This is a genomic window from Methylobacterium nigriterrae (assembly GCF_037106235.1).
Lineage (GTDB): Bacteria > Pseudomonadota > Alphaproteobacteria > Rhizobiales > Beijerinckiaceae > Methylobacterium > Methylobacterium nigriterrae.
Map to the genome: position 1 here is coordinate 24941 of NZ_JBAWTG010000040.1, position 26733 is coordinate 51673.

Sequence of the window (26733 nt, forward strand, 5' to 3'; positions counted from 1 at the left end):
CGGGGGGCAGCCTCCGCGGTCCGGCGCGGGCCGTCACGCCACGCTGTCGCGACGTGCGGCCCGGCGCGGCGAACTTGCATTCGATCTGGCGGGCAAAGCGCTGTAGGGTCTCGCTTTGCGGGGCGTTCAGGGACGGGCGCCGCCAGGCTCAGCAGGCCGAGGCGGACCGGCGGTTTTCGAGGGTGACGATGCGTGTGAGATCCATCCGGACGGCCGTCGCGGTCCTGTCCTGCCTCGGCCTCTTCGCGCTGCCGGCCGCCCGGCCCGCGCGGGCCCAGAATTTCCAGACCTCCGCGCCCCACGCCATCCTGATCGACGCGGATTCGGGCTCGGTGCTGTTCGAGAAGGCGGCCGACGAGCCCTTCTCGCCGGCCAGCATGGCCAAGCTGATGACGACCGAGATCGTGTTCGATGCTCTGAAGTCCGGCCGCCTCACCATGGATTCCGAGTTCACGGTGACCGAGGACGCGTGGCGCCGGGGCGGGGCGGGGGGCGGCGGCTCCTCGATGTTCGCCCAGGTCAACAGCCGCATCAAGCTGTCGGACCTGCTGCGCGGCCTCATCGTGCAGTCGGGCAACGACGCCGCGATCACCATCGCGGAGAACATGGCGGGCTCGGAAGAGGCCTTCGCCGGCATCATGAACCAGAAGGCCAGGGAGCTCGGCCTGACGAAGTCGGTCTTCCGCAACGCGACGGGCTATTCCGCCCCCGACCAGAAGGTGAGCGCGCGCGACCTCGCCAAGCTGTCGATTCACCTGATCGAGACCTACCCGGACCTCTACAAGATCTTCGCCGAGCGCGAGTTCACCTGGAACAAGATCAAGCAGCAGAACCGCAACCCGCTGCTCGCCCTCGACATCGGGGCGGACGGGCTCAAGACCGGCTATCTCGAGGAATCGGGCTACGGCCTGACGGGCTCGGCCGTCCAGAACGGCCAGCGCCTCGTGATGGTGGTGAGCGGCCTCAAGACGGCGCGCGACCGCGCCTCCGAGGCGCGCAAGCTGATGGAATGGGGCTTCCGCGCCTTCGAGCCGCGCCAGGTCTTCGCGGCCGGCGAGACCGTGGCGGAGGCGTCGGTCTTCGGCGGCGAGAAGGGCAGCGTGCCGCTCGTGGCGCGCAAGCCCGTGCGCCTTCTTCTGCCGCGCGGCTCCGGTGAGCGCATCAGCGCGCGCGCCGTCTACCAGGGCCCGCTGGCGGCCCCGGTCGAGCAGGGCCGTGAGATCGGCCGGCTGCGCATCATGCGCGGCGACGCGGTCGCCCTCGACCAGCCCCTCTACGCGGGCGAGGCGGTCGGGGCCGGCACGATCCCGCAGCGCGCCCTCGACGCCGCTCTCGAAGTCGGCACCGGCCTGTTCCGGCGCGCCTTCAGCAAGGCCGGCAATCCCTCGTGAGGCAATCCCTCGTGAGGCCTGCCCCGCCGCGCGGCGTCTTCATCACCTTCGAGGGCGGGGAGGGCGCCGGCAAGTCGACCCAGCTCGGCCGCCTCGCCCGGCACCTGCAGGAGCGGACCGGCCGCACGGTCGTGACCACCCGCGAGCCCGGCGGCTCGCCCCGCGCCGAGGAGATCCGCACGGCGCTGCTCGCGGGCGTCGCCAAGCGCTACGGATCCTTCGCCGAGGCACTGCTGTTCACGGCGGCCCGGATCGATCACCTCGACCGGCTGATCCGCCCGGCGCTGCGGCGCGGCGAGATCGTGATCTGCGACCGCTTCGCGGATTCGACCCGCGCCTACCAGGGGGCGGCGGGCGGGCTCGAGGCCCGGACCGTGCGGGCGCTCGAGCGCGTTGCGGTCGGTGAGACGCGGCCCGACCTCACCCTGATCCTCGACCTTCCGCCCGAGACCGGCCTCGCCCGCGCGCGCGCGCGATCCAGCGAGACGGGGCCCGACCGGTTCGAGGCCGAGGCCCTCGACTTCCACGCCCGGCTGCGCGCGGGCTTCCGGGCGATCGCCGAGGCCGAGCCGGAGCGCTGCGCCGTGATCGACGCCGACCGCGGCGCCGACGCGGTCGAGGCCGAGATCCGCGCCGTCGTGGCGGCGCGCCTGCCGGACCTTGTCCCGGCGGAGCCGGGGGAGGGCCGCCACAATGCCGCCTGAGCGGGCGCCCGACGATGTCGAGCCGGGGGACCTCGCCGAGGTACCGCGGCCCCGCGAGGCGTTCCGCCTCGTCGGCCACGCCGCCGCCGAGGCGGCCTTCCTCTCCGCGCTCGGCGCCGGGCGCCTGCACCATGCCTGGCTGATCGGCGGGCCGCAGGGCATCGGCAAGGCGACCCTGGCCTACCGGGTGGCGCGCTGGCTGCTGGCCAATCCCGACCTGCCGGCGCCGGGCGCGCTCCCGGAGCGTCTCGACGTCGACCCGGGCCATCCCGCCGCCCGCAAGGTCGCGGCCCTCTCGCACCCGAACCTCGTGGCCCTGCGCCGGCACCGGATGCCCGGCGCCAAGACCCTGCCGACCCGAATCCCGGTCGACGCCGCCCGTCGCGCCCTCGACCTGTTCGGCGCGACCGCCGGCAACGCGGGCTACCGGATCTGCATCGTCGACAGCGCCGAGGACCTGAACCCGAACAGCGCCAACGCCCTCCTGAAGATGCTGGAGGAGCCGCCGCCGCGCTCGCTCTTCCTCATCGTCAGCCATGCGCCGGGCCGCCTCCTGCCGACGATCCGCTCGCGCTGCCGGGCGCTCACCCTGCGGCCCCTGAGCGAGGGGGAGGTGGCCGCGGTGGTCTCGGGCTTCCCGGCCCCGTTCCGCGCGCCCGACGCGGAGGCGCTCGCGCGGGCGGCGAGCCTCGCCGAGGGCTCGGTGGCACGGGCCGTGGCGATGCTCGATCCCGTCACCCTCCGGCTCGTCGGCGAGGTCGAGGCGCTCCTCGCCCGCCTCGACGCGCCGGATTGGCGGCGCATCCTGGCGCTCGCCGAGACGCTCTCGGCCCGCGAGGCGGACGCCCTGTTCGAAGCGAGCCTCGACACCGTGTTCCGCTTCGCCTCGGCCGAGCTCGACCGGCGCCGGGCCGAGCCGCCCGCTCGCCTTGCGGCCCTGGTCGAGGTGTGTGACAAGCTCGCCCGCGCCGCCCGGGAGGCCGCGACCTACAATCTCGACCGCCGGCCCCTCGTCCTGTCCCTGTTCGGGGACCTTGCGGGCGCCGTGCGGGCGGCCTGAGATCCGACAAACCTCCGATCCTGTGATCCCGTCATCCCGGGATCGGGGGCGCCCATGAACCGCGTATCCGGGGAACTTCCACCGTGACGGCCCACAATCCGGCGCAAGGCCGATTCAGCCTCACCACCGCGATCTCCTACCCGAACGGCGCGCCCCATATCGGCCACGCCTACGAGGTGATCGCCACCGACGCCATCGCCCGCTTCAAGCGCCTGGACGGCTGCGACGTGCTGTTCTCGACGGGCACGGACGAGCACGGCCTCAAGATCCAGCAGACGGCGGCGCGCCAGGGCACCACGCCGCGCGCGCTCGTCGACGAGATGTCGCAGAAGTTCCGCCTGATGGCCGAGGCGCTGAACTGCAGCCACGACCGCTTCATCCGCACCACCGAGCCCGAGCACTACGCCGCCGCGCAGGCGATCTGGCGGCGGATGCGGGAGAACGGCGACATCTACCTGTCGAAATACATCGGCTGGTACTCGGTGCGCGACGAGGCGTGGTACGGCGAGGACGAGACCGAGCTCGGCCCCGACGGGACGCGGCGCGCCCGGGCGACCCAGACCCCCGTCGAGTGGACCGAGGAGGAGAACTACCTGTTCCGCCTCTCGGCCTACGGCGACAAGCTGCTGGCCCTCTACGAGTCCCAACCCGACTTCATCGGCCCCGAGACGCGCCGCAACGAGGTCGCGAGCTTCGTGCGCCAGGGCCTCAAGGACCTCTCGATCAGCCGCACCACCTTCGACTGGGGGGTGCCGGTGCCCGACGCGGACGGCCACGTCATGTATGTCTGGGTCGACGCGCTGACGAACTACCTGACCGTCTGCGGCTTCCCCGACGAGTCCGACCCGCGCTGGCGCCACTGGCCGGTCGACCTCCACGTCATCGGCAAGGACATCGTCCGCTTCCACGCGGTCTACTGGCCGGCCTTCCTGATGTCGGCGGGGTTGCCGCTGCCGCGGCGCGTGTTCGGCCACGGCTTCCTGCTCTCGAAGGGCGAGAAGATGTCGAAGTCGCTCGGCAACGTGGTCGACCCGATGGACCTGATCACCACCTACGGCGTCGATCAGCTCCGCTACTTCGTGCTGCGCGAGGTGCCCTTCGGCGGCGACGGCAATTACAGCCACGAGGCGATCATCGGGCGCATCAACGCGGACCTCGCCAACGACCTCGGCAACCTCGCCCAGCGCTCGCTCTCGATGGTGGCCAAGAACTGCGACGGGGCGGTGCCGCGGCCGGGCTCCCTGACGGAGGCCGACCGGGCGCTCCTCGCCTCGGCGGACGCGCTGCCGGAGCGGGCGCGGGCCGCCATGCGGGACCTCGCGCTCCACACGGTGCTGGGCGAGATCTGGGCCGTCGTCGGGGACGCGAACCGCTACTTCGCGGGCGAGGAACCGTGGAAGCTCCGCAAGACCGATCCCGAGCGGATGGGGACGGTCCTGTACGTCACGCTCGAGACCCTGCGGGCGGTGGGCATCCTCGTGCAGCCCTTCGTGCCGACGGCGGGCGCGGCGCTGCTCGATCTGCTCGCCGTCCCGCCGGATGCCCGCATGCTCGGATCCGTCGGCGCGGCGAACCGCCTCGCGCCCGGCACGAGCCTGCCCGCGCCGGCCCCGATCTTCCCCCGCTTCGTGGAGCCGGAAGCGCCGCCCGCCTGAGACAGTCGTTCCCTGCCCCCTGCAGGGAGGGGAGGGATGGTGCCGGAGGCACCGCCCGGGATCCATCCGGCCCCCAGCCCCGGTCCCTCCCGCAAGGGAGAGGACGGCCCTCACAGACCGACAATCCATCCTGATCGCCATCCTGATCGCCATCCTGATCGCCATCCTGATCGCCATCCTGATCGCCATGCTGATCGACAGCCACTGCCATCTCGACTTCCCGGACTTCGCCGCCGACATCGCGGGCGTCGTCGCGCGCGCGGAGGCCGCGGGGGTCGCGCGCATGCTCACGATCTCGACGCGCGTCGCCAAGGCCGACACCTATCGGGCGATCGCGGAGGCGCATCCGCAGGTCTGGTACACGGTGGGCACCCACCCGCACGGGGCGGCCGAGGAGCCGGACGTGCCGGCCGGGACCATCGCGGCGCTGACCCGTCATCCCCGCTGCATCGGCATCGGCGAGGCGGGGCTCGACTACCATTACGACGACGCGGCCCCGGAGGCCGTGCAGGAGCGGGTCCTGCGCGCCCATATCGAGGCCGCCCGGGCCACGGGCCTGCCCCTCGTGATCCATTCCCGCGACGCCGACGAGCACATGGAGGCGGTGCTCGCCGACGAGATGCGCAGGAGCCCCTTCACGGGCGTGCTGCACTGCTTCTCCTCGGGCCGCCGCCTCGCCGAGGCCGGGGTCGAGCTCGGCCTGTACGTGTCCTTCTCCGGCATCGTCACCTTCCGGCGCTCGCACGATCTGCGCGACATCGCCCGCGCCGTGCCCCGCACGCGCATCCTGGTGGAGACCGACGCGCCCTTCCTGGCCCCGGAGCCGCACCGGGGCCGGACCAACGAGCCCGCCTACACGGCCGATACGGCCCGCTCGCTCGCAGCGACGCTCGAACTGCCCGTCGCGGATCTCGCCGCGCTCACGACCGCGAATTTCCACCGCCTCTTCACCAAGGCGGAGGCCGGGAGAGCATGACAGGACCGGCCGCGGTCGGCTACCAACCGGGCGGGAGGTCCGGATGGCGACGCTGACCCTGCGCATCCTCGGCTGCGGCTCGTCCGGCGGCGTGCCGCGCGTCGCCTATGGCTGGGGCGCCTGCGATCCGGGCGAGCCGCGAAACCGCCGCCGCCGCTGCTCGATCCTGGCCGAGCGGCGGGACGGCGCGGGAGACGGGACGACCACGCTCCTCGTCGACACGTCGCCGGACCTGCGCGAGCAGCTCATCGATGCGGGCGTCGACCGCCTCGATGCGGTGCTGTTCACCCACGCCCACGCCGACCACACCCACGGCATCGACGACGTCCGGCCCCTCGTGATCCACATGCGGCGGCGCATCCCGGTCTATGCCGATGCCCTCACCCGCAACCTGCTCGAGGCCCGCTTCGGCTACTGCTTCGCCACGCCCCCCGGCAGCGCCTACCCGCCGATCCTCGACATGAACGACCTCCTCGCGGGCGAGACGGTGACGATCGACGGGCCGGGTGGTCCGCTCGCGGCGCAGCCCTTCGCCATGGAGCACGGCAACGAGGCGGCCCTCGGCTTCCGATTCGGCCAGGCCGCCTACGCGCCCGATGTCAGCGTGATGCCGGAGACGAGCAAGGCGCAGCTGCGCGGCCTCGATCTCCTGATCATCGACGCGCTGCGCGAGACCCCGCACCCGACCCATTACTCGGTCTCGGACGCGCTCGCTCTCATCGAGGAGGTGACGCCGCGGCGCGCCGTCCTGACGAACCTCCACACCGATCTCGACTACGCGACGCTCGCCCGCAGATTGCCCGCGCATGTCGTGCCGGCCCATGACGGCCTGAGCCTCACCGTGGACCTCTGAAGGAGGCCCGGCCAGCGCCCCCTCCAGGTGTCCCCTACGCCCCTCGGCGCCGAGGGTGCGTGCGGAGGAAGGGGCTCCCGCTGATCGAGCGGTCTGTGAGGCGCTCCCAGCAGACCGTCGGGCGATCCGGCCCGTCCACGGATCCGCCCCTGACCGGGCGCCGCAACGGCCGAGGATCGAGCTCCGCCGTATCCGGTCCGCCGGCTCGCGCGGGCTCTCAATCCTGCAATTGCCGGTCGCATTTTCCGCCCCGCGGGCCCGATTCGTATTAATTTCGCCACACTGTTGTGGCCCTGCATCAGGCATGCCGTTTTTGCGACGCTCACGGACAACGGGCACCCTGCCGGAGGGCTCCGGCAGGACCGCCGCTCCCCTGGACGGACCGTCGGTGGCCGACGGCCTCGCGCCGAACGATCCGGTCGCGGAAGCGATCCGGCCCGGGCCGCGCGGCCCGGGCTGGATCGGCGCGGCCGTGGTGGCCACCGCCCTCGTCTCGGCCATCGCCACCTTCCTGATCCTGGCCGGCGTGATCCGGGTGACGCCGACGCCGGGGATCGGCGTGATGCTGCTCGCCATCAACGTCTTCCTGGTCCTCAGCCTCGTCGTGGTCATCGCCTGGGAGGCGAGGGTCTTCCTGCATGCCCGCCGCGCCAACGCCGCGGTGGCGCGGCTGCACACCCGTATCGTCGGGTTGTTCAGCCTGATCGCGATCCTGCCGACGATCCTGCTCGCCGTCGTCGCCTCGGTGACGATCGATCGCGGCCTGTCGCTCGGCTTCACCGACCGGGTCCGCGACGTGGTGCTGAAATCCGTGGAGGTGGCCGACGCCTACCAGGAGAACCAGTGCCAGAGCCTCGCCCGCGAGATCCGCATCCTCAACGACGACCTGACCCGCGCCCGGCCGAATTTCGATGTGAACCGCGACTGGTTCGAGAGCTTCCTGACCACCCGGGCGACCAATCTGGGGCTGCCGGTCGCGCAGATCATGCGCGGGCCCAACGAGGTCGTGGCGCGCGCCAAGATCGACATCCTGAAACAGACGCGCCTGCCCTCGGCGGCCGCCTTCGAGGACGCCGCGAAGTCGAACGACCCGATCTGCCTGCTGCCGACGGAGGGCCGCGTCTTCGCCGCGCTCCTGCGCATGCCGGCCTACGACGACGCGGTGCTCCTCGTGCAACGCGAGGTGAGCCAACTCGCCATCGACTTCCCCGGCGTGTCGCGGGCGGCGGCGGCCGAGTACCTGACCTACGATTCGCTCAAGCGGTCGATTCAGATCACCTTCGCGTCGGTCTTCGTGCTGATCGCGCTGATCGCGCTGCTCTCGGCCGTCTGGTTCGGGCTGAACTTCGCCAACCGCTTCGTCGCCCCGATCCGCCGCCTCATCAATGCCGCCGACCAGGTCGCCTCGGGCAATTTCTACGCCCAGGTGCCGGCCCGGAAGGCCGACGGCGACCTCGCGCATCTCGGCGAGAGCTTCAACAAGATGACGCAGGAACTGCGCCGCCAGCATGCGGGCCTCACCGCCGCGAGCGACCTGATCGACCGCCGCCGCCGCTTCACGGAGGCCGTGCTCTCGGGCGTCTCGCCGGGCGTCATCGGCGTCGATGCGGGCGGGCTCGTCACCATCGCCAACCCCGGGGCCGAGCGCATGCTCGGGCTCGGCGGGGACGCCCTGGTCGGCCGGTCGCTCACCGAGGCGGTGCCCGAGCTCGCACCCCTCCTGCCCGAGGGCCGCCAGCGGGCCCTGCAGCAGCAGCAGATCCAGCTTACCCGCGACGGGCGCGAGCGGACCGTCACGGTGCGGGTCACGAGCGAGCAGGCGCAAGGGGACGCGCGGGGCTTCGTGGTGACCCTCGACGACATCACCGACCTCGTCTCGGCCCAGCGCACCTCGGCCTGGGCGGACGTCGCCCGCCGCATCGCCCACGAGATCAAGAACCCGCTCACCCCGATCCAGCTCTCGGCCGAGCGGATCCGGCGGAAATACGGGAAGGTGATCATCACCGACCGCGAGGTCTTCGACCAGTGCACGGCGACGATCGTGCGCCAGGTGGACGAGATCAAGCGCATGGTCGACGAGTTCTCGTCCTTCGCCCGCATGCCCAAGCCCGCGATCGCCGAGCACGACCTCACGGAGATCGCCAAGCAGAACCTGTTCATGATGCGGGTGGCCCATCCCGACCTCGACTTCGCTTTCTCGGCCAGGGGCTTCGAGGGCGGCGAGCGGGTCACCGCGGCCTTCGACATCCGGCTCCTGTCGCAGGTCCTCACCAACATCCTCAAGAACGCCGTCGAGGCGGTCGCGGCGGTGCCGGAGGCCGAGCTCGGCAAGGGCCGGGTCGACCTCGCCCTGAGCATCGACGACGCCTTCGCGGTGATCGAGGTCACCGACAACGGCAAGGGATTCCCCGCCGAGGGGCGCCAGCGCCTGCTCGAGCCCTACATGACGACCCGCGAGGGCGGCACCGGGCTCGGGCTCGCCATCGTCAGCAAGGTGCTGGAGGAGCATGGCGGCGGGATCGAGCTGAACGACAACCCGGCCGGACGGGGCGGCCGCGTGCGGATGCGCGTGCCCCGCGCCCTCGCCCGCGAGGATGCGCCCGCGCAGTTGCCCGCGGAAGGGCCGGCAACGGCGCCCGCGCGCCGGGACGAACCGAACGAGAGCTTGGGCGAGAGCCCCGGCGGACGAGTGGAGAAGGGCGCCGCGCGGACGGCCCCCCAGAACGCGGAGATGCTGCCGGAGATGCTGCAATGAGCGCCGATATCCTGATCGTCGACGACGAGGCCGACATCCGGGACCTCGTGGCCGGCATCCTCGACGACGAGGGCCACCGCACCCGCACCGCGGGCAGCTCCGACGACGCGCTGGCGGCGATCGAGGCACGCCGCCCCCATCTCGTCTTCCTCGACATCTGGCTGCAGGGCTCGCGCCTCGACGGCCTGCAGGTGCTCGACCTGATCAAGGCGGGCCACCCGGACCTGCCGGTGGTGATGATCTCGGGCCACGGCAACATCGAGACCGCGGTCTCGGCCATCAAGGCGGGCGCCTACGATTTCATCGAGAAGCCGTTCAAGGCCGACCGCCTGATTCTGGTCGCCGAGCGGGCGCTCGAAGCCTCCCGCCTCAAGCGCGAGGTCAAGGACCTGAAGGCGCGCTCGGGCCAGGCGAGCCGGCTCGTCGGCGGGTCCGTGGCCGTCAACCAGTTGCGCCAGACCGTGGAGCGCGTGGCGCCCACGAATGCCCGCGTGATGATCTCGGGTGCGCCGGGCTCCGGCAAGGAACTCTCCGCGCGCACCCTCCACGGGGCCTCGGGGCGCGCCAACGGACCCTTCGTGGTCATCAATGCGGCCACGATCACGCCGGAGAACATGGAGGCCGAGCTCTTCGGGGTGGAGGCCGGCGAGGGCCGGGTGCGCCGCGTCGGCGCGCTGGAGGAGGCCCATGGCGGCTCCCTCTACATCGACGAGGTCGCCGACATGCCCCGGGAGACGCAGAACCGCATCCTGCGGGTTCTGGTCGATCAGAACTTCCAGCGGGTGGGCGGCACCACCCGGGTGCACGTGGACGTGCGCATCATCTCCTCCTCCTCGCGCGACCTCGCCGAGGAGATCGCGGGCGGGCGCTTCCGGGAGGACCTGTTCCATCGCCTCTCGGTGGTGCCGATCCGGGTGCCCTCCCTGTCCGAGCGCCGCGAGGACGTGCCGGAGCTGATCTCGTTCTTCATGGACCAAATCTCGGCCGCCACCGGCCTGCCGCGCCGCCGCATCGCCGAGGACGCGATGGCGGTGCTGCAGTCGCACGACTGGCCGGGCAACGTCCGGCAGCTGCGCAACAACGTCGAGCGGCTGATGATCCTCACCCACACCGACCCGGAGCAGGAGGTCACCTCGGAGATGCTGCCCTCCGAGATCGGCGCGCTCGTGCCCACCACGCCGAACGGGGCGGGCGGCGAGAAGCTGATGAGCCTGGCGCTGCGCGAGGCGCGCGAGATCTTCGAGCGCGAATATCTGATCGCGCAGATCGCGCGGTTCTCCGGAAACATTTCTCGCACGGCCGAATTCATCGGGATGGAGCGCTCGGCGCTGCACCGCAAGCTGAAGTCCCTCGGCATCGGTCCGTGAGCGGCGGCGGATGGGACACGGTCAACGGCGGCCTCGGCGCAGCGCTCCCCTTGCATCGCGCCCCTTGCATCGCGACGCGAATTGAACCTGTAATGCGTCCGGCCGAGGTTGCGCACCCTCCGACCCGGCACGGACGATGTGGTGCCCAACGATCGGAATCCGCCCATCAAGGCAGGCGCCGGGAGGGCGGGCGCCGGGACAATCTAAGGATAAGAAGAAATGGCGGGCGAACGCGCACAGAACCTGCAGGACACGTTCCTCAACCATGTCCGCAAGAACAAGATCCCGCTCACCATCTTCCTCGTCAACGGGGTGAAGCTGCAGGGCGTGGTGACCTGGTTCGACAACTTCTGCGTGCTCCTGCGCCGGGATGGGCATTCGCAGCTCGTCTACAAGCACGCGATCTCGACGATCATGCCGGGCCATCCCGTGCAGCTCTTCGAGCCGGACGAGACCACGGCCGACAAGGCCTGACCGCGGCCTCGTCGGATTCGGTGCGGCGGCCGGGCCCCGTGCCCTTGTCTGTCGCCGGCAAAGACCCATTGTCCTGAGAGATCGGGACACTGGCACGCAGGCTTCATGAGCGAGACGATCCTCCCGGGCGAGGCCCGGCTTCAGGCGATGGCCGCCCCCGAGGGCGAGATCGCGGCGGCCACCCATACCCTCGTCGTCGGACCCTACCTGACCCGCGCCGGCGCCGCCCAGGCCTCGGGCGCGGCGGAGCGCCTGTCGCCGCGCTCCACGGCCGCGCGCCTCGACGAGGCGGTGGGGCTCGCGGCCGCCATCGACCTCGACGTCGCCGAGGCGATGGCGCTCAGCCTGCCCAGGATCCGGCCCTCCACCTATCTCGGCAAGGGCCGGGTGGAGGAGCTCTCGGGCCTGGTCAAGGCGAGCGAGATCGGCCTCGTGGTGATGGATTGCGCCCTCTCGCCGGTGCAGCAGCGCAACCTCGAGAAGGCCTGGGGCGCCAAGGTCATCGACCGCACCGGCCTGATCCTTGAGATCTTCGGGCGGCGCGCCTCGACCCGCGAGGGGCGCCTGCAGGTGGAGCACGCGCACCTCGCCTACCAGAGGAGCCGCCTCGTCCGCTCCTGGACCCATCTCGAGCGCCAGCGCGGCGGATTCGGCTTCCTGGGTGGCCCCGGCGAGACCCAGATCGAGGCCGACAGGCGCCTGATCCAGGAGCGCATGACCCGGATCGAGCGCGACCTCGACGCGGTCACCCGCACCCGCGGCCTGCACCGGCAGAGCCGGGCGCGCGTGCCGTACCCGATCGTGGCGCTCGTCGGCTACACGAATGCCGGCAAGTCGACCCTGTTCAACGCGCTCACCAAGGCGCAGGTGACGGCGCAGGACATGCTGTTCGCGACCCTCGACCCGACGGCGCGCGCCACCAGGCTGCCGCACGGGGAGACCGTGATCCTGTCCGACACGGTCGGCTTCATCTCGGACCTGCCGACGCCCCTCATCGCGGCCTTCCGGGCGACGCTCGAGGACGTGATCGAGGCCGACATCCTGCTGCACGTGCGCGACGTCTCCCACGGCGACACCGAGGCCCAGGCCGAGGACGTGGCGCAGGTGCTCGAGGAGCTCGGCATCGAGACCCGCGCCGACCGCATCATCGAGGTCTGGAACAAGGCCGACCTCCTCGACGAGGCCGAGCGCACGCGGCTGCTCAACCTCAGCACCCGCAACGGCGAGGCGACCCGCAGCGACCGGGACAGCGAGGCGCCGGTGCTCGTCTCGGCGCTGACGGGGGAGGGGCTCTCCGCCCTTGCAGGCCGGATCGAGGCCCGGATCGCCCGCAGCCGCTCGACCTTCGCCGTCGTGCTGCCGCCCGAGGACGGTGCCGCCCTCAACTGGCTCTACGAGAATGCCGAGGTGCTCGACCGGCGCATGGAGGAGGGCGGCACGCTCCACCTCGCGATCCGGATCGCGCCCGAGAAGGAACCCCGCTTCCTCAACCGCTTCGGCGGCGCCCGGCGCCTGAGCCGGGTCGGGTGATCGGGGGGCCCGCTCTCCGGGAGGGGCGACCGCCGCGGCATGCACCCGCGGACGAGACGGGAGTCCTCCGGCGGCTGCGAGCGACCTCCGCTGGGCGGATGCTGGCGCTGCAGACCGTCATCGTCCTCGTGCTGTTCATGGCGGCGCAGGTCTATGACGGGTCGCTGCACGCGCTGAGCCACTGGTTCATCCTGGCGAGCTACGCGGCCGGGGCCGTCGCGGTGGCGCTCGCCGGGCGCGACGCAGGCCGGCGCACGGAGGCGCTCGCCTGGGGTGAGACCGGGCTCAATGCGGGGCTCGCGGTCTACGTCATCGTCGAGCACATGCTGGCGGGGGCCGGCGCCGTCGACGACGCGTCCGACGCGGTGAGCCAGCTTCCGGCCTTCCTGCTCCTGCTGCAGACCGGCCTGCGCATGCGGGTCCGCCACACGATCGTGTTCTCGGGTCTCGTCACGCTCGCCTGGGGCGGCGCGATCCTGCTCGGCCTGCTGCGGCCGCACGGCTTCCTGGGGCCCCACGTCACGCTGTCCGATCAGGTGCCCGGGCTCCTCACCTTCATGGCCGCGAGCCTCGTGGTGATCGACGGGGTGCGTCGCCTCAAGGACGCCGTGGCGACGGCGCTCAGGCTCGAGCACGAGCGCACCCTGCTGGCCCGCTTCGTGCCCGGCAGCGTCGCGGTCGACCTCGCCCACGAGGGCGGCGTCGGCACGGTGCGCAGCCGCCACGCCTGCCTGATGGCCCTCGACATCCGGGGCTTCTCGGCGCTCACCCGCGAGCAGCCGCAGGACGAGGTGGTGCGCGCCCTCCTCGACGTGCGGGCGCTCGCCCACGCGGCGGTGACGGGCCACGGCGGCATCGTCGACAAGTACGTGGGCGACGGTGTGCTGGCCCAGTTCGTGGTCGGGGCGCCCGGCGCGCAGGCCCGGGCGGCGCTCGCCTGCGCGCGCACGATCCTGGCCCGGCTGTCCGACCTCAACCGCGAGCGGCGCGGGCAGGGCCTGCCCGTGCTCCGCCTGATGGTGGCCCTCCACGCGGGCGAGGTTCTGGTCGGCGTGTTCGACGACGGGCTGCGGGCCGAGTTCACGGTGCTGGGCCCGGCCATGAACGCGCTCGCGCGCATCGAGACCCGTGCCAAGGCGGCCAATCTCGCGCTCGCGGCCTCCGGGGATCTCGTGAGCCTGCTCGCGGCCCCGGAGCAGGCACGCCCCTTGCCGGATTCGGAGGGCGGCGGCGGAGCAGCGGGACCGGCGCTCTACGCCCTCGCGGTGCCGGACGCGGCGGCCGAGTAGGGCGATGGTGGATCGCCGGGCCGAGCCCGGCGCGCCGTCAGCCGAGCAGCTTGTCCAGCGTGATCGGGATCTCGCGCACCCGCACGCCGGTGGCGTGCCAGACCGCGTTGGCGATGGCGCCGGCGGTGCCGGTGATGCCGATCTCGCCGACGCCCTTGATGCCGAGGGGATTCACGTGGCTGTCCTCCTCGGGCACCAGGATCGCCTCCATCGCAGGGATATCGGCATTCACCGGCAGGCGGTACTCGGCGAGGTTGTTGTTGAGGAAGCGGCCCGTGCGGGCATCCATGGCGGCGTGCTCGTGGAGCGCGAAGGACACGCCCCAGATCATCCCGCCGTAATACTGGCTGCGCACGAGCCGCGGATTGACGATGCGGCCCGCCGCGAAGGCGCCGACGAGGCGGCTCACCCGGATCTGGCCGAGATCGGGGTCGACCAGCACCTCGGCGAAGACGGCGCCGTGGGCGTGCATGGCGTGGGTCTTCCGGGCGGCCGGGTCGGCCGCGCCCGTGCCCCTGGCCTCGACGCTGGCGCGACCGGCGCGGCCCAGGATCTCGGAGAAGCTCTCGGATCTCGACGGATCGTCGCGCCGCGCCAGCCTGCCGTCCTGCGCGGTGACGCCGGCATTGCCGGCCCCGTAGAGCGGCGAGGCGGGATCGTTGACGGCGAGCCCCGCGAGCGCCGCGAGCGCGCCCTGCGCCGCGTTGTGGAGCGCCATGCCGGCGGTGGCGGTGGCGGTCGAGCCGCCCGCGAGCCCGCCGTTCGGCAGCCGGTTGTGGCCGATGCGCAGCGTCACGGATTCGAGCGGGAGCCCGAGCCCGTCGGCCGCGATCTGCGCGAGGCTCGTCCAGGCGCCCTGGCCCATGTCGTGCTGCGCGGTCTCGACCGCGGCGCTGCCGTCGGCTTGGATCTCGGCCCGGGCCTCCGCCTGGAACATCGAGGCCGGGTAGGTCGCGGTGCCCATGCCCCAGCCGACGAGGAACCCGTCGGCATTGCGCATCTGCCGCGGCGCGATCGGGCGCGAGGCCCAGCCGAAGCGCTCGGCCCCTTGCGCGTAGCAGTCCCGCAGGGCCTTCGATGAGAAGGGTTTTCTCGAGATCGGTTCGACCTCGGCGTAGTTCCTCAGGCGGAGCTCGAGGGGATCGAGGCCCAGCTCGGCCGCGAGCTCGTCGAGGGCGCTCTCGATCGCGACGCTGCCCGAGGCCTCGCCCGGCGCCCGCATGAAGATCGGGGTGGCGATGTCGACCCGCACGGCCTCGTGCGTCGTCGAGAGGGCAGGGGTGGCGTAGAGATTGCGCGAGATGATGCCGGAGGGCTCGACGAAATCGTCGTAGCGGCTCGTCTGGGTCAGCGTGTGATGGTCGTAGGCGGTCAGCGTGCCCTGCGCGTCGGCCCCGAGCGTCAGGGTCTGGCGCGTTGCGGCCCGGTGGCCGACGGGGCCGAACATCTGCTCGCGGCGCGTCACGAGCTTCACGGGCCGCCCGACCAGGCGGGCCGCCATGATGCCGAGGAGCTGGGGCGGGGTGAGAAGCGCCTTCGAGCCGAAGCCGCCGCCGAGATAGTGGCAGACGATGTGGATGTTGGCGGGCGGGATGCCGAACAGGGCGGCGATCCGGCCGGTCGCCATCGCGAGGGCCTGCGACGGCGTGTAGAGGGTGAGGTGATCGCCCTCCCAGACCGCGACCGCGGCGTGCGGCTCAAGCGCGTTGTGGTACTGCGCGGCGGTCTCGTAAGTGGCCCCGATGCGCGTCGCCGCCGCCGCGAGGCCCTCCGCCACGTCGCCGTAGCCGGCCCGGGTCGGGGCGCCGGGCCCCACCGCCTCCGGCACGAAGGGTTCGCCGTCGAGGCCGATCCGCGCGGGCTCGATCGCGTAGCGGGGCGCGAGGAGCCGCGCGCCCTCTGTGGCCGCCTCCAGCGTCTCGGCGATCACCACGGCGATCGGCTGGTTGGCGTAGCGGACGCTGTCGTCCTGCAGCAGCTCCATCCGGAAGGCGAAGGGGCCCTCCTTGGCGTCCGGCGACTGGGCGAGCTTCGGGGCGTTCTCGGGCGTCATCACCCGCACGATCCCGGGATGGGCCTCGGCCGCCGCGACGTCGAGGCCGGTGACGCGCCCGCGCGCGATGGCGCTCACCGCCATCACGGCGTGCAGCATGCCGTCCGGGCGGAAATCGGCCGCGTAGCGGGCCGCGCCCGTGACCTTGTCGGGGCCGTCCCGCCGGGCGAGGTCCCGGCCGATGGAGGCGCCGTGGCGGCTGCGCTCAGGCATGGGCGGAGGCTCCGGCATTCCGGGAGATGGGGGAGGGGCTTCCGGCGAAGGCACTTCCGGCGAAGGCACTTCCGGGCAGCGCGGGCACGCGCTCCGGGCTGCCCGCGAGGGCGAGCCGGAATGCCCGCGCCACGACGCGGCGGGCGAGCTCGATCTTGAAGCCGGTCGCCTCACCCGAGGGTGCGGCACCCTCGAGGGCGGCCTCCGCCGCCTCCCGGAACGCCGCCTCGCCGGGCTCGCGGCCGGCGAGCAGCGCTTCCGCCCCGCGCGCCCGCCAAGGCTTCAGGGCGACGCCGCCGAGCGCGATGCGGGCCTCCCGGATCCGGCCGCCGTCGAGGGCGAGCATGGCCGCCGCCGAGACCAGCGCGAAGGCGTAGGAGGTGCGCTCGCGGACCTTGAGATAACGGGCATGGGCCGCGAAGCCCGCAGCCTCCGGCGGCAGGCTGACCGCGACGATGAGCTCGCCGGGCTCCAGCACCGTGTCGCGCTCGGGCGCGTCGCCCGGCAGCCGGTGGAACTCGGTGAGCGGCACCGCGCGGTGCCCGCCCGCGCCCGCGATCTCCACGACGGCGTCGAGGGCGGCGAGCGGCACGCAGAGATCGGAGGGTTGGACCGCGATACAGGCATCGCTGAAGCCCAGCACCGCGTGGAGCCGCGTCGCGCCCCCGATCGCGGCGCAGCCCGCGCCCGCCTCCCGCTTGTTGCAGGCGCTCGCCGGGTCGTAGAAGTACGGGCAGCGAGTGCGCTGCATGAGGTTGCCGCCGGTGGTCGCAGCGTTGCGCAGCTGCGCCGAGGCCCCGGCGAGGAGCGCCTCGGCCACGGCCGGGTAGGCCCGGGCGAAGCCGATGTCGTGCGCGAGATCGCTGTTGCGCACGAGCGCGCCGACGCGCGTGCCGCCGTCGGGCAGGGCCTCGATTGCCGACAGGCCCGGGATGCGGGTGATGTCGACGAGCCGGGCCGGCGTCGCGAGCCCGCCCTTCATCAGGTCGAGCAGGTTGGTGCCGGCGGCGAGGTAGGCCGCCCCCGGCCCGGCTGCCGCCGCGACCGCCTCCGAGACGCTGCCGGCGCGGGTGTAGTCGAACCGTTTCACGCGGCGTCCTCCCCCCGGCCCGTCATCTCGGCCTGGGCGGCGAGCACCGCCTCGGTGATCCCCGCATAGGCGCCGCATCGGCACAGGTTGCCGCTCATCCCCTCGCGCACCCGCTCGGGATCGCTGCCGGCCTGACCCTCCCGGATCAGGCCCACCGCGCTCATGATCTGTCCCGGCGTGCAGAAGCCGCACTGGAAGCCGTCATGGGCGATGAAGGCGGCCTGGACCGGGTGCAGCCGCCCTTCCGGCGCCAGTCCCTCGACGGTGACGATCTCCGCCCCGTCGAGGCTCACCGCGAGCGCGAGGCACGCGTTGACGCGCCGCCCGTCGAGCAGAACCGTGCAGGCCCCGCACTGGCCGCGGTCGCAGCCCTTCTTCGTGCCCGTCAGGTCGAGCCGCTCGCGCAGGAGATCGAGGAGGGTGACGCGCGGGTCATCGAGCTCGATCGCGCGCGCCGACCCGTTCACGGTCAGCGTGATGGGGATTCTCATGCGGGCTCCGGGCTTGGCCTGAAGGGTCGGCCTGAAGGGGGACTCGCCTGTCTGGAACCGTTTCAAGTAGCTCGGCGGGCCGATGTGGCCATGGGGCCGCGTCTTCCGTTCACGGCCCTGTGAAGTGGTCGTGAAGCATCGGCCGAACGCGGCGGCTTTCCCGAGCCGTAACGGCGCCGCTGCCCTCATCCTGCCGCTCGGAACCGGCAAAGCCCCTGGCGGCCGCTGACTCGCAGTCCGTATCGAGACGATCCCACCGCATGCCTGCCCGCCTCCCAGAGAGCCGCTCCGCGGATCTGACGATCCGCCTGCATCAGCAGGCCATCCTGTCCGAGTTCAGTGTCGAAGCCCTGCGCGGCGACGACATCGACCGCCTGCTGCAGCGGGCGGCGGAGCTGTGCGCGGAAGGGATGGGCGCCGAGTTCTGCAAGGCGCTCGAGTATCTGCACACCGAGGACATGCTCCTCGTGCGGGCGGGCGTCGGCTGGGGCCCGGAGGTGATCGGCAAGGCCCGCATCGGCGCCGACCTCGCCTCGCCCGCGGGCTTCGCCCTGAAGACCGGGCGCCCGGTGATCTCGAACCATCTCGAGAACGAGACGCGCTTCCGCACGCCCCAGCTCATGGCCGAGCACGGCATCCGGCGGGCGATCAACGTTCTGATCGAGAACCGCGAGGGGGCATTCGGGGTCCTGGAGGTGGACGACAGCCGCGAGGGCATGTTCGAGGAGGCGGACATCGCCTTCATGCAGGGCTTCGCCAACCTCCTCGGCGGCGCCATCGAGCGCCTGCGCACCGAGGAGCTCCTGAGGGCGGCGCTCGCCCGGCAGGACTTGCTGGCGCGGGAGATGAGCCACCGGGTCAAGAACAGCCTCACCATCGTGGCGAGCCTGCTCGCCCTCCAGGCCAAGGGCTCGGAGAGCGAGGACGTGCGCAGCGCGCTGATCGACGCGCGCACCCGCGTCGAGGCCATCGCGGGCGTCCACGACCAGCTCTGGCGCCATTCCGAGCCCGGCGACATCGACCTCGCGCTGTTCCTCGGAACGCTCTGCGCGAATCTCCAGAGCGGTGCGCCGCATCACCGTCTCGTCTGCACGGCCGATCCCGTCCATGTTCCGGCCGACCGGGCGATCCCCTTCGGCCTCCTCGTCAACGAACACGTCACGAACGCGGTCAAGTACGCCTACCCGGACGGCGGCGAGATCCGGATCCGGAGCGAGCGGGCGGGGGATCGCCTCGTTCTCGACGTGGCCGACGACGGCGTCGGGCTGCCGGCGGATTTCGACATTGCCCAGGCGTCGCGCAGCCTCGGAATGCGAGTCGTCAAGAACCTCGTGCGCCAGCTCGGCGGGAGCCTGACGATGCCGCGGGGCGGGCAGGGGACCCGCTTCCGCATCGACATGCCGCTGACAGGATAGGGGCATGCGCGTTACGGAGTGGAAATCGGCGTGCGCGAGGACGGTGTCCGGGTAGATTCGGCATCGAAACACGGGCAATAACGGCAAGAGCGCGCATCGGAACCGCTTGAAGGCGCGGATGGAGGGGAGGCGGCTTTGGTCCAGCGGCGTCGGCGCCCCACCCTCCTCCTGTTGCTCGTCGTCCTGGCGGTCGTCCTCGCCGCCGCGGCCTTCACGGACGGCGCGGCGCCCTATCTCGCGGACATGCGCGAGCGGGCCAATCCCCTGCTCGCGGAGTGGCGCGCCCGCGTCGCTCCCGTGCAGGCCGAGCGCCCTCACCTGCCGGCCGCCCGCACGGCGATCGAGGATGGCCGCACGGTGGTGCGGCTCAAGCCGGAGGAGCGGTCTCGCCTCGGCCTCGAGACCGCGCGCGTCGAGGCCAAGGCCCATCGCGAGGAACTGCAGGCTTTCGGCAGCGTCCTCGACCTCGCGCGCGTCACCGAGCTCACCAATTCCTACGCCAGCGCCAGGGCGCAGCTCCAGACCGCCCAGGCCCGGGCCGAGGTCTCCCGCAACGCCTTCGTGCGGGCCAAGAGCCTCGGACCCTACGCCACGACCGTGCAGGTCGAGACGACGGAGGGCACCTACCAGACCGACCAGGCTGCCCTGATGGCGGCGGAATCGCAGGTGCGCACCCTCGCGGCCACCGCCCAGCAGGAATGGGGGCCGGTGATCGGCAAGGCCATCGTCGAGCGCTCGCCGATCGTGACCCGGCTGATCGAGCGGACGGACTTCCTGATGCAGGTCACCCTGCCGCCGGGCGAGACCCTGAAGGGCCTGCCCGCGGCCGCCTTCGCGGAGGTGCCGCCCCAGTCGAGCCGGGTGGCGCTCCGCTTCGTCTCGCCCGCGACCCGCACCGACCAGCGCATCCAAGGCCAGAGCTTCTTCTACATCGTGGCCGGCGACAGCGGCCTGCTGCCCGGCATGAGCACGCTGGCCTTCGTGCCGGCCGACCGCACCGTGACGGGCGTTCTCGTGCCGGAGGATGCGGTGGTGCACTGGCAGGGTGGAACCTGGGTCTACCGGGGGCTTGCCGAGAATGCCTTCGTGCGCCACCCGATCAAGTCGGGTCCGCCGATGTCGGACGATGCCTACGTGGTGGAGGACCTGGCCGGCGGGACCGAGATCGTGCTGAGGGGGGCGCAGGCGCTCCTCTCCGAGGAGATGAAGAGCCTGCTGCAGGTCTCTGGCGGCGCGGACGACGACTGAGGTGGAGACCTCTCCGTCCGGGCCGCAGGCGGTCCTCGTCGCCTTCGCCGTCCGCTTCCGCGGGGTCGTGCTGGCGCTCGCGCTCGCGGTGCTGGGCTTCGGCCTGATGACGCTCGGCGACGCCAAGTACGACGTCTTCCCGGAATTCGCCCCGCCCTCCGTGGTCATCCAGACGGAAGCCCCGGGCCTCAACCCGGAGCAGGTCGAGGTTCTGGTGACGCAGCCGATCGAGGTCGCGGTCAATGGCCTGCCGGGCATCGAATCCTTGCGATCCTCCTCGATCCAGGGGCTCTCCGTCATCACGGCGGTGTTCGGCGCCGGCAACGACATCTACCGGGTGCGCCAGCTCGTCACCGAACGCCTCACGGCGCTTGCCGGTCGCCTGCCGCAGGGCGTGATGCCGCCCGCCATGACGGCGCTCACCTCCTCGACGAGCACCGTGCTCCTCGTCGGGCTCGCCTCGGAGCGGCGATCCCCGATCGACCTGCGCACCATCGCCGACTGGACCGTGAGGCTGCGGCTCCTCGCGGTGCCGGGGATCGCGCAGGTCTCGGTCTACGGCGGCGGCGTGCGCTCGCTGCAGGTGCAGGTGCGTCCGAGCGACCTGATCCGCTTCCGGATCGGCATCAACGACGTGCTGATCGCGGCCCGCAAGGCCACCGGCGTGCGCGGCGCCGGCTTCGTCGACACGGCCAACCAGCGCATCGTGCTCCAGACCGAGGGGCAGTCGCTGACGCCGGCGGAGGTGGCCCGCACGGTCCTCGTCAACGAGGGCGGAGCGAGCGTGGTGCTGGGCGACGTGGCCAACGTCGTCGCGGCTCCCGAGCCCCCGATCAGCGCGGCGCTGATCGACGGCAAGCCCGGCGTGCTCCTGATGGTCGGCGCGCAGTACGGCGCCAACACCCGCGAGGTCACCGCCCGCGTCGAGGCGGCCCTCGACGACCTGCGCCCGGCCCTCGAGCGGGAGGGCGTGACGCTCCGGCCGGACCTGTTCCGGCCCGCGAACTTCATCACGATCGCCAACGACAACGTGCTGCGGGCCCTGGCGCTCGGCGGCTTCCTGGTGATCGTGGTCCTGTTCGCCTTCCTGTACGATTGGCGCACCAGCGTGATCAGCGCGGTGGCGATCCCGCTCTCGCTGATCAGCGCCGTGCTGGCCCTCCAGGCGCTCGGCGAGAGCCTCAACACCATGACCCTCGGCGGGCTCGCCATCGCCATCGGCGAGGTGGTGGACGACGCGGTGATCGGCGTCGAGAACGTCGTGCGGCGCCTGCGCGAGAACCGGCGCCTCGGGCTGCCGCGGCCGGAGGGGAGGGTGGTGCTCGACGCGATCCTCGAGGTTCGCACGGCGGTGGCCTACGCGACCTTCGCGGTGCTCCTCGTCTTCCTGCCGGTGCTCGCGCTCTCGGGGGTGGCCGGACGCCTGTTCGGTCCCCTCAGCCTCGCCTACATCCTGGCGGTCGTCGCCTCGCTCGGCGTCGCGCTCACGGTGACGCCGGCCCTCGCCATGGTGCTGCTGACCGGGCGCCGCGACGCCGAGGCGCGCGACCCGCCGGTGATGCGCTGGTCGCGCGCGGCCTACAGCCGGCTCCTCGCCCGGCTCAACCGGTATCCGCGCCTCGTCATCGCCTCCGGCGTGCTGCTGACGCTCCTCGGCGCCGGCATCGCGCCCTTCTTCGGCGGCACCTTCCTGCCCGACCTGAAGGAGGGCCATCTGATCCTCCACATGGCGGCCGCGCCCGGAACCTCGCTGCAGGAATCGCAGCGCCTCGGCACCCGCATCACCGGGGAGTTGCTGCGCATTCCCGGGATCCGCTCCGTCGCCTCCCAGATCGGGCGCGCGGAGGCCGGCCAGGACACGGCGGGCACCCATTACAGCGAGATCCACATCGACCTCGAGGCCGGCCTCGACGGTGCCGGGCAGAAGGCGGTCGAGGCCCGGATCCGCGCCCTGATGGCGGGCTTTCCCGGAGCCGCCTTCTCGCTGAAGACCTTCCTGACCGAGCGTATCGAGGAGACGGTCTCGGGCTTCACCGCGCCCGTGGTGATCAACCTGATCGGGAGCGACCTCGACCGGATCGAGGCCGCCGCCCGCGAGGTGGCCAAGGAACTCGCCGAGGTGCGGGGGGCGAGCGACATCCAGCAGGCGTCCTCCGCCGGCCTGCCCCAGATCAACGTGTCCTTGCGCCCCAACGACCTGCGCCACTGGGGCCTCGATGCCATCGAGGTGCTGGAGGCCGTGCGCACCGCCTATCAGGGCGACGTCGTCGGCCAGTCCTACGAGGGCAATGCCGTCTTCAACGTCATCGTCATCCTGGATGCCGCGGTGCGGGCCCGGTTGACCGCGGTCGGCGACCTGCCCGTGCGCACGCCGAGCGGTACCTATATCCGCCTCTCGCAGGTCGCCGACATCTACGAGACCTCCGGGCGCTACCAGGTCCAGCACCAGGGCGCGCAGCGCGTTCAGGCCGTGACCGCGAATGTGGTCGGGCGGGACGTCGCCTCCTTCGTCGCCGCCGCCAAGCGCAAGATCGCCCGCGAGGTCCGGCTGCCGCAGGGCGTCTACGTCTCCTTCGCGGGATCGGCGGAGGCACAGGCGAGGGCGCGGCGCGACCTCCTCGCCTACTCGGCCCTTGCCGGGCTCGGCATCGTGCTGCTGCTCGCCGTGGTCACGGGCTCGCTCCGCAACCTCCTGCTGGTCCTCGTGAATCTCCCCTTCGCCTTCGTCGGCGGCGTCCTCGCGGTCTCCGCCAGCGGCGGCGTGCTCTCACTCGGCTCCATCGTGGGATTCGTGACCCTGTTCGGCATCTCCTTGCGCAACACCATCATGATGGTCTCGCACTACGAGCATCTCGTGAGCGTCGAGGGCCGCGCCTGGGACGGCGAGACGGCCGTCGAGGGCGCCGCCGACCGTCTCGTCCCGATCCTGATGACCTCCCTGGTCACGGGTCTCGGGCTCCTGCCCCTGGCGCTCGGGGCCGGCGAGCCCGGCCGCGAGATCGAGGGCCCCATGGCGATCGTGATCCTCGGCGGCCTCCTGACCTCGACCGTGCTCAATCTTCTGATCCTGCCGGCCCTGGCGCTGCGCTTCGGCCGGTTCGAGGCGGGTCGCTCGCCGGAGGGCAGGGGGCTCGGAACGGGGGCCGGGGAGGGCGCGCGGGCTCCCTGCCCGGCCTCACGGAAGTGAGATCCCCGTCGGCTGCGAAGCTGCTATGCGGGGCCGTACCATCGAAGGATCGCTTCATGCACTCGGCTTCGCTTCCGCTCCTCGTCCTCGCGGCCCTGCTCGTGCCGGGCCGCCCGGCTCTGTCGGACCCGAACCCGGACCAGCCGCCGGCCGCCCCGCCCGCGGTCCCCGCCCCCGCGCCGCAGACGATCCCGAATATCCCGCTGCTGCGGGTGGTGCCGAAGGGGGAGGCACGTCACATCGCCTTCTACACCGCGCTCAACCCGGATTGCTCCCCGATCGGCCCGGTCGTGATCCGCACCCTGTCGCAGCCTCGGCACGGGCGCCTGGCCTTCGACATGGCCGAGTCCTTTCCCCGCTATGCCCCGGGCTCGCCGCTCGCGACCTGCAACAGCCGCAAGGCACAGGGCCAGCGCATGACCTACGAGCCGGAAGATGGCTTCGAGGGGGGCGATACCTTCCGCATCCTGGTGATCAATCCCGACGGCATCGGCTACGAATCCGACGTGAAGGTCTCGGTGCGCTGAGCAGGCGCGGCCGGGCTCGTCCACCGCCCCCGGGGCCCGCCGAGGAATTCGCATAAGATATATTATGGAACTTGGATCATTCTTCGCCGTCCGGATCGGGCACGGATTGGACCCTGGCTTCGCCCAGATCCTTTCGCCCGGATCCCGGCGATGCGCATTCGAAGGCCGGTGTCGGGCAGGTGCGGTGCGACGGCGCGGGTTGATCGCGGGGATTCGAGATCTCGGGCGAGGGCCCCTGAGCCGCCCTGCCCCGTACGGCGGCCCGATACGGAGAAGGACCGCCTCGCGGCGGCCCTTCCGATCCGAGGCGATCGCGTCAGAGCGACCTCATCATTCCTTGTCGCCGCGGTGGACGCCCTTGTCGCGATTCTCCTTCAGGCGGCCGTCATCCGAATGCTGAACGCTGCCCTGATGCGGTGTTCCAGTATTCTTGCTGCTGTTACCATTGTTATTCTGCGTGTTGCGATCGTTGTTCTGCTGGTGATTGGTCGCCATTTCTAGTCTCCATTTTGCAGAACGACGCTGTCACGTCGCTGATCAAACAACATCTGCTGGCCGTGCAAGTTCCAATACGAATTTCGCCTCATTGCTATAGCCTCGTGCGACGCTTCGTCCTCTCGACAGCTCGCGTCAAGTGGCGCCCCGCGGCACGTCCCGATGCGGAGCACAAGCACGGTCAACAGGTTGCGTAGCTCTCGCGACGAGGGCCGAAGCGGCGGTCCTCGGACCCGGCATGCGGGCGCCGCACGGTTGCCCCGCTGGGCGAGGCCGGGCCGGGCGAAACGCCGCAGTCAGGCTCCGGGCGAGGGCGGACCGGGCGATCTCCCCTCCCCGACCCCGGCGGCATTCACATCCGATGCCGGGATCACCATGTCCGAGCCGCGATGCCCTGCGATACCCTCACCGAAGCGAGCCTGCAGACGTTTCTCGCCGCCTTCTACGCCAAGGTTCGGCGCGACGCCGTCGTGGGCCCGGTCTTCGCCCGCGCGATCGCCGACGAGGCGTGGCCGCGCCATCTCGCGGTGATCCAGGATTTCTGGTCGTCGGTGCTGCTGAAATCCGGGCGCTACAAGGGCAACCCGTTCGGCAAGCACGCCGCTCTCGGGAGCCTCGCGCCCGGTCACTTCGCGCGCTGGCTCGACCTGTTCGAGGAAACCGCCCGCGAGGCCTTCACGCCCGAGATCGCGGCCGTGTTGATCGAGCGTGCGCACCGCATCGGCGACAGCCTGAAGGCGGGCCTGTTCTTCCGGCCCGAGACCGCCGCGCCGTGAATCGGGGAGGGGGCGCCTCCCCTGCCCTGGCTCAAGCTGCAAGTTCCGCGATGCGATGGTCGACGGCTACAAGCCGTGCCCCGCCCGTCAGCGAAAGGCCTTGCCGGCGCCGGTCGGCAGCACGCTGAGATCGGTTGCGCCCTCCCCTGCATGGGGACGGCTCGGAGCTCATCAAGGCTCGCGCGCGGGCGGTCTCGGAGCGGCAGCGTGCCGGCGCCGAGGAGTCGCGGCCCGCGGCGCCCTCAAGCGTCCTCGGACCGGCGCAGGAGGTAGGTGTCCATGATCCAGCCATGGCGGGCTCGGGCCTCGGTCCGGACGCGGCGGATCTCGTCGGCGAGGGTGCCGAGACGGCCCGAGAGCAGGATCTCGTCCTGCGTGCCGAGATAGGCGCCCCAGTAGATGGTCAGGTCCGGGTCGAGATGGTCGAAGCGGGGATGCCCATCGAGCATCACGACCGTGCTGTCGGCCTGCGGCGGCAGGCCGTTCGCGATGGCCCGGCCTGTGGTGATGTGGACCGGGCCGCCGATCCGGTTCAGGGCGATCCGATGGCCCGCGGCGAGCGCCTGCACGCTGCTGATGCCCGGGATCACGTCGTAGGTGAAGGCGAGGCGGCCCCGCGCGAAGATGCGCTCGATGATCCGCAGCGTGCTGTCGTAGAGGGAGGGATCGCCCCAGACCAGGAAGGCGCCGCACTGGCCCTCCCCGAGCTCGCGGGCAATCATCGCTTCATAGAGGGCGGCCCGCGCCGCGTGCCACGCCTCGACGGCGGCGGGATAATCCGACGGCGTGCGGTCCCGCTCGGGATCCTGCGCCTCGACGATGCGGTGGGGACGCGCGATGAAGCGCTCGCAGATCTCGCGGCGCACGCGCAGCAGGCCGGCCTTCTCGCGGCCCTTGTCGAGAACGAACACGGCATCGACCGCCTCGAGCGCCCGCACGGCTTGCAGGGTGAGCTGCTCGGGGTTGCCCGTTCCGATGCCGATGACGCGGAGTCTGCGCACGCCTGTGGTTGTCTCCGACGCGCGCGGCCCGTCCGGTTGGGCCGGGCGGGCTGCTGCGTGTCCGTGGTTGGTCGTGTCAGCTGTATCTGGTTGCGGGGACAGGATTTGAACCTGTGACCTTCAGGTTATGAGCCTGACGAGCTACCGGGCTGCTCCACCCCGCGCCGGCGGCCGCGCTTGCGC

The 26733-nt window shown here is 71.8% G+C and carries 21 protein-coding genes and 1 tRNA gene; 16 read left to right on the top strand and 6 right to left on the bottom strand.

Annotation, left to right across the window (positions count from 1 at the left end):
* Positions 1-188: 188 nt before the first annotated feature.
* From WDW90_RS19950 to WDW90_RS20000, 11 genes are all read left to right on the top strand, one after another.
* Complete coding sequence (locus WDW90_RS19950) at positions 189-1391, top strand: D-alanyl-D-alanine carboxypeptidase family protein (protein ID WP_336489209.1); 1203 nt, start codon at positions 189-191, stop codon at positions 1389-1391.
* 11 nt (positions 1392-1402) lie between these two features.
* Positions 1403-2095 (top strand): dTMP kinase, encoded by a 693-nt coding sequence (tmk, locus tag WDW90_RS19955; protein ID WP_336489210.1) that lies wholly within the window; start codon positions 1403-1405, stop codon positions 2093-2095.
* The gene (locus WDW90_RS19960) at positions 2085-3155 is read left to right on the top strand and encodes a DNA polymerase III subunit delta' (protein ID WP_336489211.1); all 1071 of its coding nucleotides are present in this window, start codon (positions 2085-2087) and stop codon (positions 3153-3155) included. Before tmk ends, WDW90_RS19960 begins: the two co-directional genes overlap by 11 nt.
* A gap of 83 nt (positions 3156-3238) precedes the next feature.
* Positions 3239-4810, top strand: coding sequence for a methionine--tRNA ligase (gene metG / locus WDW90_RS19965; protein ID WP_336489212.1), 1572 nt, complete (start codon positions 3239-3241; stop codon positions 4808-4810).
* A 187-nt stretch (positions 4811-4997) separates the two neighbouring features.
* Positions 4998-5786: a TatD family hydrolase gene (locus WDW90_RS19970; RefSeq protein ID WP_336489213.1), complete on the top strand. Its 789-nt coding sequence runs from the start codon at positions 4998-5000 to the stop codon at positions 5784-5786.
* Between the two features lie 43 nt (positions 5787-5829).
* Positions 5830-6639 carry an MBL fold metallo-hydrolase gene (locus WDW90_RS19975; protein WP_336489214.1) on the top strand — a complete coding sequence of 270 codons (810 nt, stop codon included), beginning with the start codon at positions 5830-5832 and terminating at the stop codon, positions 6637-6639.
* 304 nt (positions 6640-6943) lie between these two features.
* Positions 6944-9394, top strand: coding sequence for a sensor histidine kinase (locus WDW90_RS19980; RefSeq protein ID WP_336489215.1), 2451 nt, complete (start codon positions 6944-6946; stop codon positions 9392-9394).
* Positions 9391-10761 (top strand): nitrogen assimilation response regulator NtrX, encoded by a 1371-nt coding sequence (ntrX, locus tag WDW90_RS19985; RefSeq protein WP_336489216.1) that lies wholly within the window; start codon positions 9391-9393, stop codon positions 10759-10761. The genes WDW90_RS19980 and ntrX overlap by 4 nt, the downstream gene beginning before the upstream one ends.
* A gap of 219 nt (positions 10762-10980) precedes the next feature.
* Positions 10981-11235 (top strand): RNA chaperone Hfq, encoded by a 255-nt coding sequence (hfq, locus tag WDW90_RS19990; RefSeq protein WP_336489218.1) that lies wholly within the window; start codon positions 10981-10983, stop codon positions 11233-11235.
* Between the two features lie 105 nt (positions 11236-11340).
* On the top strand, positions 11341-12765 hold the full coding sequence (gene hflX / locus WDW90_RS19995) for a GTPase HflX (protein WP_336489220.1): 1425 nt from the start codon (positions 11341-11343) through the stop codon (positions 12763-12765).
* A gap of 98 nt (positions 12766-12863) precedes the next feature.
* Entirely contained in the window at positions 12864-14054 is a 1191-nt protein-coding gene (locus tag WDW90_RS20000; protein ID WP_336489222.1) for an adenylate/guanylate cyclase domain-containing protein, read from the top strand.
* Between the two features lie 37 nt (positions 14055-14091).
* Here the strand turns inward: WDW90_RS20000 and WDW90_RS20005 are convergent, their stop codons facing one another.
* Genes WDW90_RS20005 through WDW90_RS20015 form a run of 3 tightly spaced genes read right to left on the bottom strand, consistent with a single transcriptional unit; the run spans position 14092 to position 17901 of the window.
* On the bottom strand, positions 14092-16320 hold the full coding sequence (locus WDW90_RS20005; RefSeq protein ID WP_336489223.1) for a xanthine dehydrogenase family protein molybdopterin-binding subunit: 2229 nt from the start codon (positions 16318-16320) through the stop codon (positions 14092-14094).
* The gene (locus tag WDW90_RS20010) at positions 16313-17410 is read right to left on the bottom strand and encodes an FAD binding domain-containing protein (RefSeq protein ID WP_336489224.1); all 1098 of its coding nucleotides are present in this window, start codon (positions 17408-17410) and stop codon (positions 16313-16315) included. The genes WDW90_RS20005 and WDW90_RS20010 overlap by 8 nt, the downstream gene beginning before the upstream one ends.
* Positions 17407-17901, bottom strand: coding sequence for a (2Fe-2S)-binding protein (locus tag WDW90_RS20015; RefSeq protein ID WP_336489226.1), 495 nt, complete (start codon positions 17899-17901; stop codon positions 17407-17409). The genes WDW90_RS20010 and WDW90_RS20015 overlap by 4 nt, the downstream gene beginning before the upstream one ends.
* 260 nt (positions 17902-18161) lie before the next feature.
* On the opposite strand from WDW90_RS20015, the gene WDW90_RS20020 reads away from it, so the two are divergent.
* The 4 genes from WDW90_RS20020 (at position 18162) to WDW90_RS20035 (ending at position 24278) form a co-directional block, all read left to right on the top strand.
* Positions 18162-19316, top strand: coding sequence for a sensor histidine kinase (locus WDW90_RS20020; protein WP_336489228.1), 1155 nt, complete (start codon positions 18162-18164; stop codon positions 19314-19316).
* A 168-nt stretch (positions 19317-19484) separates the two neighbouring features.
* A complete protein-coding gene (locus WDW90_RS20025; protein ID WP_431311082.1) occupies positions 19485-20564 on the top strand; it encodes an efflux RND transporter periplasmic adaptor subunit in 1080 nt (359 codons plus the stop codon).
* A gap of 1 nt (position 20565) precedes the next feature.
* Positions 20566-23751: an efflux RND transporter permease subunit gene (locus tag WDW90_RS20030; protein WP_336489229.1), complete on the top strand. Its 3186-nt coding sequence runs from the start codon at positions 20566-20568 to the stop codon at positions 23749-23751.
* Between the two features lie 56 nt (positions 23752-23807).
* A complete protein-coding gene (locus tag WDW90_RS20035) occupies positions 23808-24278 on the top strand; it encodes a hypothetical protein (RefSeq protein WP_336489231.1) in 471 nt (156 codons plus the stop codon).
* Between the two features lie 330 nt (positions 24279-24608).
* Here WDW90_RS20035 and WDW90_RS20040 read toward each other — a convergent pair whose 3' ends face one another.
* A complete protein-coding gene (locus tag WDW90_RS20040) occupies positions 24609-24773 on the bottom strand; it encodes a hypothetical protein (RefSeq protein ID WP_336489232.1) in 165 nt (54 codons plus the stop codon).
* Positions 24774-25162: 389 nt separating this feature from the next.
* Here WDW90_RS20040 and WDW90_RS20045 point away from each other — a divergent pair, with 389 nt between their 5' ends.
* Positions 25163-25549 carry a group III truncated hemoglobin gene (locus tag WDW90_RS20045; protein WP_336489233.1) on the top strand — a complete coding sequence of 129 codons (387 nt, stop codon included), beginning with the start codon at positions 25163-25165 and terminating at the stop codon, positions 25547-25549.
* Positions 25550-25791: 242 nt separating this feature from the next.
* Here WDW90_RS20045 and cobF read toward each other — a convergent pair whose 3' ends face one another.
* Both cobF and WDW90_RS20055 read right to left on the bottom strand, forming a co-directional pair.
* On the bottom strand, positions 25792-26550 hold the full coding sequence (gene cobF, locus WDW90_RS20050) for a precorrin-6A synthase (deacetylating) (RefSeq protein ID WP_336489234.1): 759 nt from the start codon (positions 26548-26550) through the stop codon (positions 25792-25794).
* 87 nt (positions 26551-26637) lie between these two features.
* A tRNA-Met gene (locus tag WDW90_RS20055) sits at positions 26638-26714 on the bottom strand.
* Positions 26715-26733 lie beyond the last annotated feature (19 nt).